A 9,115-nucleotide genomic window follows, 5' to 3' on the forward strand; every position below is an offset into this window, starting at 1 on the left:
CGACGGGCGGGCTCGGCATCGGCGTCGACCGTTTGGTCATGCTGCTGACCGACAGCGCGTCGATCCGCGACGTGCTGCTCTTCCCGACCATGAAGCCGATCAGGGACTGACCGGACGGCTGACCAGACAAAAGGAGGTGGGCGTCCTTGGGAGAACCGGATAAAAAGGAATCCCGTGTGGTGCACAAGCGCAGGCTGGGCATTTTTGTCGTCGCGCTGATCGTCGTCGTACTGCTCGCGCTCGCCTATTTTTTCAGCGAGGGAACCGACGACGGCAAGCTGACCGTCGTTGCCGCGGTGCGCGGCTACCTCTCGGTCGAGCAGAAGGACGCGCTGGCCATGCAGCTGACCGGCTACGCCCCCGACATCGAGGAGGGCGGCGCGCCGGTGACGCTGGTGACCTACGAATTCCCGGCCACGGGCGGCGGCGACACGGCGAAGATGCTCGGGGAGCTGAGCGGCGCGCTCTCCGAAGGGGACGCCGACCTGGTGCTGCTCGACAGCTACGTCTACGACCTGCTCGGCAACGACACCCTCTTCGAGGATCTTTCGGCGCGCTATCCCGACGACCCGGCGGTCGTCGGGCGGTATCGCTACGCGATCTCGGGCAAGCCGTTTGCCAACGCGGAGGGGCTGGAGGAGCTGCCGACCCTCTACTTCGTGCTGCGCAGCGCCGAATCCAGCGCGGTCACCAGGAACGCGCAGACCCTGGACGACTACGAGGTGCGGCGACGCCTGCTCGACAACGTCGCGAACAGCACTCCCCCGTCGAGCTATGCGGCGCAGGGGCTGGTCGGAAGCGGCGGGCAGACGCTGGAATCATAAACGAAGCGGACCCTTGCGGGTCCGCTTTTTCCTTCTGGCCGCGCTTGACAAAAGCCCCCGCGCGGCGTAAAGTGGAACCATTAAGACAGGCGAGGTGTTCGACATGAAAATGCGCAGACTCCTGACCGTTCTCCTGGCGGCGGCCGCCGCCCTGGGTATGAGCCTTCCCGCCGCGGCGCTGATTACCGGCGCCGCTCCCGCGCAGGAGAACCCGCTGCCTCCCGCGCCGTCGATGGACGCGAGCTCCTACGCCGTGGCGCTCGACGGGGAGCAGATGCTCTTCGGGCCCGCCGATTGGAGGCTGGAGGGCGATCCCTTCGCGGCCGCCGCGGCGAAATACGCCTCCGGCGGGACTGTCCACCTCCAGACCATCCCCGCCGACGGGGTGAACCGCCTCGCGGTCAGCGCCGCGCTCTGCGGCGTTGTGATCGAGCCGTCGGACACCGGCAGCTTTGAACTGGACACGGTCGGCGCGTCGGGGCCGATCAGTGCCAGGCTGACCCTTTCGGGCGGGACCCTCACCCTCACGGCGCGGGGTTCCACCGGCCTGCGCTACCTCTGCACCCGGGAGGACGCGCGCGTCAACACCGTCCTGCTGCGGGTGCCCGCGCAGCGGTATTTTTCGTTGACGCTTTCGGCGCACGACGCGCTCGTGCACGCCTTCGGCGACGCGGTGGGCTCGGTCGGCGGCAGCGCCGACGGCGGGCTGCTCTACGTCACCGCCGAGAAGCTCTCCGCGCGCTGCACGATGACCTGCACGAACGGCGACGTCGTGCTTGAGGCGGACGAGATCACCGGGAAGCAGGACGTCCAGACGGACAACGGCGACATCTCCGTCAGGGCCGGGAAGGTCGGCGGCGAGCTCTATTTCCGCTCCGAAAACGGGGACATCTCGGTCAGCGCCGACACGCTCGGCCGCGCGACGGTCACGACCCGGAACGGCGATCTGCTGCTCGACGTGAAGGAGCTCTCCAGGGACGCCTACCTCAAGGACCTCAACGGGGACGTCCGCGTCAACTTCCGGAAGGAGCCGCAGGATCTCGACTTTGTCTTTTCGGGCGGGAACTTCGACGAGATGAAGCTCCCGCGCGGCTGGGAGGGCGGCGTCACCCTCGGAAGCGGCGAGCCGAAATTCACGCTGCGCGCGGAAAACGGCGCGGTCCGCGTCACCTTTGGGAAGCTCGAGACGCCCTGACGTAAATTGGATACCGAGACGCCCCCGCCGGTCGCGGGGGCGTTTTTTTGCGCCGTGCAGGAATTTCCTCTTGACAGCGTGACTATCTGTATATATACTATAGATACAGTAAGACACAGAAAGATCGGAGGCGGTCGTCTGGACATTATCCTGTCGAATTCCTCGCCGCGCCCGCTCTATGAGCAGATCGAGGAACAGATCAAGAACGGAATCCTGTCGGGGGCGCTCGGGCAGGGGGACGCGATGCCTTCCATCCGCTACCTGGCCAAACAGCTGCGGGTGAGCGTCATCACAACCAAGCGGGCCTATGACGATCTCGAGGCGGAGGGCTTCCTCGAGACGACGCCGGGCAAGGGGACCTATGTGTCGCTTGCCGGCCGCGACCGACTGCGGGAGGTCGCCATGAGCCAGATCGAGGGGAAGCTCTCGGAGATCATCGACGCGGCAAAGTCGATCGGCCTGACGCTCGACGAGCTTTGGGAGATCACGGCCACGCTTTACAGGGAGGAACCATAGGATGGATCAGAACGTCATTGAGATTACCGGACTGAAAAAACGGTTCGATAAGAGCGGCTTTGTGCTGGACCTGCCCCGCCTCGCGGTGCGGGAGGGATACGTAACCGGCTTCATCGGCGAGAACGGCGCGGGCAAGACCACGACGATCAAGCTCGTGATGGACCTGCTCTTCCCCGACGAGGGAGAGGTGCGGGTGTTCGGGCGGGACGCGCACGCCTGCGCCGAGCAGGTCAAGCGGGACCTGGGGTATATCGGGGAGCAGACGGGCTTTCTCGGGCAGGCGAAGCTCAGAACCCTGCGCGAGATGGTGAAGCCCTTCTATCCCAACTGGGACGACGCGGTCTTTGCCCGCTACCTGGACCGCTTTTCCCTCGACCCGGGCAAAAAGTTCAAGGACCTCTCGAAGGGCAAGCAGAAGCAGTTCGCGCTGGCGCTGGCGCTCTCCCACCATCCGAAGCTGCTGCTGATGGACGAACCCACCGCGAACCTCGACCCGTTGGTGCGGCAGGAGTTGCTCGACATCCTCGCGGACGAGATCGAGCAGGAGGGGGTCAGCGTCTTTTTCTCCACCCACATCACCTCCGACCTCGACAAGATCGCCGATTACATCCTCTTCCTGCACGGCGGGAAGCTGCTGCTCGAGGGGGAGAAGGACGTCCTCGCCGACGGGCACCGGATCGTCAAGGGCCGCCGCGAGCTGCTGACCGGCGAGGTCGAGGCCCTGCTCTGCGGGGTGGAGGCCACCGAATTCGGCTTCCGCGGGCTGGCGCAGGACCCCGGCGCGGTGCACGCGCTGCTTGGGGACGAGGCGCTCTATGAGAAGCCGACGGTAGAGGATCTCTTCCTCGGCTATACCCGCAGGGAAAGGGGGGAGGCGCGGTGAAGGAGATATTGGCCGTCATCCGCATGGACCTGCTGAAGCTGCGCAGCGTCGCGGGGGCGATGTTCCCCCTGCTCATCGTCGTCTTCTTCCTGTCCGCGACGCTGAGCGTCAGCGCGGTGGTCTTCCTCTACGTGATCGTCGTCTATTTCTTCGTCTACACCCCCGCCGCCTACGACGAGCAGAGCAAAGGGGACTACCTGACCGGCGCGCTGCCCGTGCGGAGAGGAAAGCTCGTGGCGGCGAAATACCTCTATGACATCGCGGTGATCGCCGGGGCCTGCCTGGCGGCCCTGGCGGCCGGTGGGGTCGGCGCGGCGCTGAAGCTCGGCCGGGGCGGTTCGGTGGCGGGGATGCTGCCGGTGCTCATCCTGATCGGCTGCGCCTTCACGTCGGTCGTCCAGCCGCTCATCCTCGGGCTCGGCGTGACGAAGGCCCGCTACTGGATCCTGGCCGCCTACGCGTTCGGCGTCGCGGCCGCGACCGTGCTAGGCATGAACGTGGGCGGAATGCGCCCGCAGACGCTGCCGGCGCTGCCCGGCTGGCTCGCCCCCTCCCTGATCCTGCTCGGAGCGGCGCTGCTCGCCGTCTCCTACCCCATCGCGCGGCGGCTCTACGTCCGCCGGCAGTTCACCGATTGAGGAGGCCCGCCATGCGAAACGTGCTGCTGCTCTGCCGGACGGACTGGCTCCGGCTGGCCGGCATCCCCCGGTATTCCCTCGTCTACCTGGTCATCCTGGCCGTTTTTTCCGTCTCCACCCACGTCGCCCCGCTCGGCTATGTGATGGCCTGCTACATCCTGTCCGCCACGGTCGCCGGATTTGACGACAACAGCGCGGCCGGGCTCTTTACGGGGTCGCTCCCCGTCACCCGCGCCCAGATCGTGTGGGGGAAGTACCTCTTCTGCACCGCGTTCCTGCTGCTGGCGGACGGGGTCGTGCTGCTTGTGAACCGCCCGGCGGCCCGCCTGCTGCCGCCCGCCGTCAACCCGCTGCCGATCGGGTCGCTGCTGGCGCTCCAGTTCTGCGGCGCCGCGGCCATCATCGCGGCGTCGCTGCCGCTCATCCTGCTGCTCGGCTCGATCAGGGCGCGCTACGGGCTGGTCGCGATCTACATGGCGGTCTTTTTCATCCTCTTCCGGTATGCCTCGGAGGCGGGAAGCGGCGGGATCCGCTTTCGCCCGGCGCGGCTTCCCTGCTCTGGCTGGTGGGGGCGGCGGCCCTGCTCGCGTCCGCCCTCATCACCGTGCGCCTCTACCGGGAACACGAGTATTTACAGTAGAAGGAGGGGCCTCCCGGCAAAACCGCGTTGACAAACGGCGGAGGCTGTAGTAGCATAAATACGGAAGTCCCGCGCGGCGGAGACGGAAGGAGGCATTCGGATGATCAGGCTGAAGCAGGGAACCCCGGGCAAGGTCTATACGGTAAACTGGGTCAAGGGGGGCGGGAAAATCGCCCGCCCGCTGGAGGAGCGCGGCATGGTCGCGGGCATCGACGTGACGCTGCTCTCCCTCACGCCGGAGGGGGGCGCGCGGGTGCGCCTGCGCGACAGGGAGCTTTCCCTCACCCCGGAGGAGGCGGAAAACCTCGTGGTGGACGCCCCTCTCGTGCGGAAGAAGGGGGACCCGGTCTTTTTGGGAGGGTGCTGCGGCTATGGCAACACCTCCGCGATGTGGGAAAAATACGTCAACGGAGACGCTCCGTCGGGAGAGTGACCGGCTGCGTCAAAAAGCCCCCGCCGCGAAAGCGGCGGGGGCTTTTGTCGGTTCTGCGCGGTCAGAGCTGGGAGAAGCCGAAGCTGTTGGCCAACGCGTCGATCTTGCGGCCCTGTTTGCACATCGGGCAGTCGCGGAAGGAGTTCGACTGGTAGCCGGGCAGGTCGGCGGCGGAGAAGAGGTGGGTGATCGGATACCCCTCGATCTCGTTCTGCACGCTGAACACGGCGGTAATCCCCTCTGCAATGCCGCCGTAGTAGGCGATGCATTCGAGCGCGCGGTGGATCGTCTTGCCGGTGGTGACCGAGGCGAGCAGCAGGAGCACATGCCTGCCGGTGAGCATCGGCACGAGGTTGTCGCGGAAGATCATCTGCCCGTTGGTGTTGAACTCGGGGGTGACGACAAAGATGTCCTTCTCGCTGTTGACCGACGCGAGGTTGTTCTTGGCGAGCTCCTGCGCCAGAAACGCGCCGATGACCTCGCTGCCGTCCATGCAGATGATCGTGTCGACCGGCTTTTCATAGGCGTAGTGCTGCGCGAGCGTGACGGCCGCCTCGCGCGCCATCACGAAATCATGCTTCATCATCGTGATGTCGATGTAGTAGTTGATGTGGGAATGGCTTGTGACAAAGTGGCCGGGAATCGCGGTGATCTCCAGATTGCGGTTGCTGGACGATACGATTTTAACCGAATTCATAACCATAGCTGTTCCTCCATTCTTCGCACATGCATTTGGGTTCAATGACATTATACCATTTTTTCCCGCGGTGAACAAGAAAAAAGCCGCTGTCCCGCCAGGGGAGCGGCTTTTTTTCGGGTTCATCAGGAGAACGGGAAAAACGATCCCCCGGCCAGCGCCGGGGGATTCTTTTTCGCGCTTTCTGAAGAAAGCGCCCAAAGACTTTTATCAGGCCGTCCGCCGCCCTCCCCATTGCCGCGGCCCGTGTGGGCGGGCCGGGATTGGCCGTCGCCAGCCCCACTTCCACGGATCGTGCGGTGGGGACGGAGAGAAACCAGGCAGCACGAACGGCATGAACGGCGGGTCGACGCATCCCGCCTGAACCAAAAGCTTTGAGGGGGTCCCGGGGGAACTTTCTCGAAAGTTCCCCCGGGTTACCGCACCGTAATTTTCTGCGTATAATCGGAGCCGCAGGGCTGGACGGCGGGCAGGCCGAGGGAATAGAGGTCGGTTGCGCGGGCCTCGAGGGAAGCGAACCGCGCGCAGGTTTCATTTTTCTCCGCGAGCTTGAGCAGCGAATGGGAGACGGGGATGCGGGCGGTTTTGCTGGCGGCGGAGAGGATTTCCATACCGCGCTTATTGAAGGAGAGCGCCCGCGCGTAGGGGGGCGGCAGCTTCATGAGGTCGGCGTCCACGCCGAGGTAGGCGTTCCACACCAGCCGCCGGATGCGGGAGAGGGGGTAGCGCTTGGTCTTGACGAGGGAGAGCAGCTCGTCAAGGGAGACGGCGGCGCGCACCCCGTCGTAAAGTCGGTTGTCGAGCCCCTCCCCCGACACGTCGGGCAGGGCGGAGAAGGCGCCCTTTTCCATGCGGCGCAGGGTGGAGAGCACCGCCGTGTTGAGGCTGTGCGGGTCGAAGGGCATCAGCCCGGCGGCCGCGGCGGAGCGGTAGACGCTCATCGCGGGAGCGGGGACGTAGGGCGCGAGCGCCTCGGCCGATTCGAGGTCGAGCAGGTTGCGCAGGTGGGAGGCGGAGGCGAACCGGTCCCCGGGCTCCTGCGCGTCGTGCGCCGCGCCCGCGCGCGGGATGGTGAAGGGCGCGATGCGCAGCTCCCGGAGGGAGATCTGCCTCAGATATTCCACCGCGAGGGTGTTGTTGGGGGAGGAGAGCACCTCCGCCACCTCGGGGCCGTAGAGCTCCTCGACCGCCTTCTGGCGGGCGCGGGCGTAGGTGACGCCCGTTTCGAGCAGGTTTTTCGTGTAGTCGCCGCAGTAGGGGGAGAGAACCGCGCCCGCCGCCTTTGCGAGCAGGTCGATGTCGCCGCACTCGCTGCCGAAGGCGAGCACATCGACGCACCCCAGCCCGCCGAGAATCCCGACCGCCCCGGCCGCAAACCGCTCGGCGGTGGCCATCGCGTAGGGGAGCGGCAGCTCGAGCACGAGGTCCGCCCCGCAGGCGACGGCGGCGTTGGCGCGCACCGCTGCACAAAGCTGCCGCTCATCACGGCGACGATGTGGGTCGCGCCCGCCGCGCGCACGGCCTCGATCAAATGCGCGTGGCCGTTGTGGAAGGGGTTATATTCCGCAACGATCCCCGCGACGACCTGATTTCCCATCCGATTCCCCTCTTTGCATGGCGGCGGGAGGAAATATTTGCAGCTTTCCCCGCGAGCGCCTTGTAATTTCAGCTATAGTGTAATAATATATAAATGTATGTGTCGATGTCAAGCCAAGGGACCATCGGGCAACAACAAAGAAAGGGAGAGCGAACATGAAGGTACTGGTTATCAACGCGGGAAGCTCGTCGCTGAAGTATCAGCTGATCGATATGGAGGAGGAGCAGGTGCTCGCGAAGGGCAATTGCGAGCGGATTGGAATCGACGGGGTGATCACCCACAAGGCGGGGGAACGGAAGATTTCCTACGAGGTGCCCTTCCCGACCCACACGCAGGCCCTGAAGGAGCTGGTCAAGCTGCTGACCGAGGGAGAGGGCCGCGCGATCGACAGCGTGGAGGAGATCGCCGCAGTCGGCCAGCGGATCGTGCACGGCGGCGAGCTGTTCACCAAATCCGTGCTCATCACCGACGACGTCCTCAAGGGGATCGAGGACATCTGCGACTTGGCCCCGTTGCACAACCCCGCGGCGGTCCAGTCGATCCGCGCCTGCCGCGACGTGTTCGGGGACACTCCGCAGGTGGCGGTGTTCGACACCGCCTTCCACCAGACGATGCCCGAGAAGGCGTATATGTACGGCCTGCCCTACGAGTATTACGAAAAATACCATGTGCGCCGCTACGGCTTCCACGGGACGAGCCACCGCTATGTGAGCGGCCGCCTCTTTGAGATTTCCGACATCAGCCGCTCCGGCAGCCGGATCATCACCTGCCACCTCGGCAACGGAAGCTCGCTCTGCGCCATCAAAAACGGCATCTGCATCGACACGAGCATGGGCTTCACCCCGCTCGACGGCTTCATCATGGGTACCCGCGCGGGCAGCATCGACGCCTCGATCGTGACCTACCTCGCCGAGAAGGAGGGCCTGTCGATGAAGGAAATGAGCGACATGCTCAACAAAAAATCCGGCCTGCTCGGCCTCTCGGGCATCTCGAGCGACAACCGCGACGTCACCCGCGCTGCGGACAAGGGCGACCCGCGCGCCCAGCTCACGGTGGATATGCTCTCCTACCAGATCAAAAAGTTTGTCGGCAGCTACGCGGCGGCGCTCGGCGGGCTCGACGCGGTCGTCTTCACGGGCGGCATCGGCGAGAACGATCACCACGTCCGCAAGCGCGTCTGCGCCGACATGGAGTTTTTGGGATTGAGCATCGACGTGGTCGCCAACCGCGAGGCGCAGGGACAGGAGCGCAACATCTCCGCGCCCCACAGCCTCGTCGAGACCTGGGTCATCCCGACCAACGAGGAGCTGCTCATCGCGCGCGACACGGAGGAGATCGTCTCGGGTATGTAACCGCCGGAAACCTAAAAAAGCCGGGGCGCGGTGACCGCGTCCCGGCTTTTTGTTACTCCGGGTCCGTTTCCCTGCCGAAGAGCTTTTCGAACGCCTCGACGACGGCGAGCTTGGGCTTGAAGAGCGGTTCGCTGTTGAGCGTTTCGATCTCTTCAAAGGCGGGCATGTCCTCGGCCATGGCGGCGGAGACGCAGATGGGCGGATACATGACGCACCACCAGTTGTGCCCCGCTCCTTCTCCGATCGTGACGCGCACCGCGTCGTAATCGCCGGCGGGCAGCAGGAGGTCGTCGTACTGCCGCGTGGAAAAGTACATGCGGCAGAGTTCGGCGCGCACCGG

11 protein-coding genes and 1 pseudogene are annotated in these 9,115 nt (G+C 65.2%); 9 read left to right on the top strand and 3 right to left on the bottom strand.

What is annotated here, in order from left to right:
• From RDM88_RS09795 to RDM88_RS09830, 8 genes are all read left to right on the top strand, one after another.
• Window positions 1-110, top strand: a 110-nt coding sequence (locus tag RDM88_RS09795; protein ID WP_308754673.1) for an amino acid--tRNA ligase-related protein, incomplete at its 5' end; no start/stop codon positions are given.
• A gap of 36 nt (window positions 111-146) precedes the next feature.
• A complete protein-coding gene (locus tag RDM88_RS09800; RefSeq protein WP_308754662.1) occupies window positions 147-824 on the top strand; it encodes a hypothetical protein in 678 nt (225 codons plus the stop codon).
• A gap of 103 nt (window positions 825-927) precedes the next feature.
• Window positions 928-2,019: a DUF4097 family beta strand repeat-containing protein gene (locus RDM88_RS09805; RefSeq protein WP_308754663.1), complete on the top strand. Its 1,092-nt coding sequence runs from the start codon at window positions 928-930 to the stop codon at window positions 2,017-2,019.
• 138 nt (window positions 2,020-2,157) lie between these two features.
• Window positions 2,158-2,535: a GntR family transcriptional regulator gene (locus RDM88_RS09810; protein ID WP_101549233.1), complete on the top strand. Its 378-nt coding sequence runs from the start codon at window positions 2,158-2,160 to the stop codon at window positions 2,533-2,535.
• A gap of 1 nt (window position 2,536) precedes the next feature.
• Entirely contained in the window at window positions 2,537-3,418 is an 882-nt protein-coding gene (locus tag RDM88_RS09815; RefSeq protein ID WP_308754664.1) for an ABC transporter ATP-binding protein, read from the top strand.
• Window positions 3,415-4,056, top strand: coding sequence for an ABC-2 transporter permease (locus RDM88_RS09820; RefSeq protein WP_308754665.1), 642 nt, complete (start codon window positions 3,415-3,417; stop codon window positions 4,054-4,056). The genes RDM88_RS09815 and RDM88_RS09820 overlap by 4 nt, the downstream gene beginning before the upstream one ends.
• 11 nt (window positions 4,057-4,067) lie before the next feature.
• Entirely contained in the window at window positions 4,068-4,727 is a 660-nt protein-coding gene (locus RDM88_RS09825; protein WP_308754666.1) for an ABC-2 transporter permease, read from the top strand.
• Between the two features lie 69 nt (window positions 4,728-4,796).
• Entirely contained in the window at window positions 4,797-5,129 is a 333-nt protein-coding gene (locus RDM88_RS09830) for a FeoA family protein (RefSeq protein WP_308754667.1), read from the top strand.
• 61 nt (window positions 5,130-5,190) lie between these two features.
• Here RDM88_RS09830 and RDM88_RS09835 read toward each other — a convergent pair whose 3' ends face one another.
• Both RDM88_RS09835 and RDM88_RS09840 read right to left on the bottom strand, forming a co-directional pair.
• Window positions 5,191-5,832 carry a phosphoribosyltransferase gene (locus RDM88_RS09835; protein ID WP_308754669.1) on the bottom strand — a complete coding sequence of 214 codons (642 nt, stop codon included), beginning with the start codon at window positions 5,830-5,832 and terminating at the stop codon, window positions 5,191-5,193.
• A gap of 410 nt (window positions 5,833-6,242) precedes the next feature.
• Window positions 6,243-7,423: pseudogene (locus tag RDM88_RS09840) on the bottom strand (nucleotidyltransferase family protein).
• 155 nt (window positions 7,424-7,578) lie between these two features.
• Between RDM88_RS09840 and RDM88_RS09845 the strand changes: the two are divergent.
• A complete protein-coding gene (locus RDM88_RS09845; RefSeq protein WP_308754671.1) occupies window positions 7,579-8,775 on the top strand; it encodes an acetate kinase in 1,197 nt (398 codons plus the stop codon).
• A 52-nt stretch (window positions 8,776-8,827) separates the two neighbouring features.
• Here RDM88_RS09845 and RDM88_RS09850 read toward each other — a convergent pair.
• The coding region (locus tag RDM88_RS09850; RefSeq protein ID WP_308754672.1) for a stage II sporulation protein R at window positions 8,828-9,115 on the bottom strand (288 nt) is incomplete at its 5' end.

This window comes from uncultured Anaerotruncus sp., from assembly GCF_902490045.1.
Taxonomy (GTDB): Bacteria; Bacillota; Clostridia; order Oscillospirales; family Ruminococcaceae; genus Anaerotruncus.

Excerpts from the sequence above, each read along its gene's own strand:
- RDM88_RS09825 (WP_308754666.1), top strand. The coding sequence starts at position 4,068 with ATGCGAAACGTGCTGCTGCTCTGCCGGACGGACTGGCTCCGGCTGGCC.
- RDM88_RS09835 (WP_308754669.1), bottom strand. The coding sequence starts at position 5,832 with ATGGTTATGAATTCGGTTAAAATCGTATCGTCCAGCAACCGCAATCTG.
- RDM88_RS09805 (WP_308754663.1), top strand. The coding sequence starts at position 928 with ATGAAAATGCGCAGACTCCTGACCGTTCTCCTGGCGGCGGCCGCCGCC.
- RDM88_RS09815 (WP_308754664.1), top strand. The coding sequence starts at position 2,537 with ATGGATCAGAACGTCATTGAGATTACCGGACTGAAAAAACGGTTCGAT.
- RDM88_RS09845 (WP_308754671.1), top strand. The coding sequence starts at position 7,579 with ATGAAGGTACTGGTTATCAACGCGGGAAGCTCGTCGCTGAAGTATCAG.
- RDM88_RS09830 (WP_308754667.1), top strand. The coding sequence starts at position 4,797 with ATGATCAGGCTGAAGCAGGGAACCCCGGGCAAGGTCTATACGGTAAAC.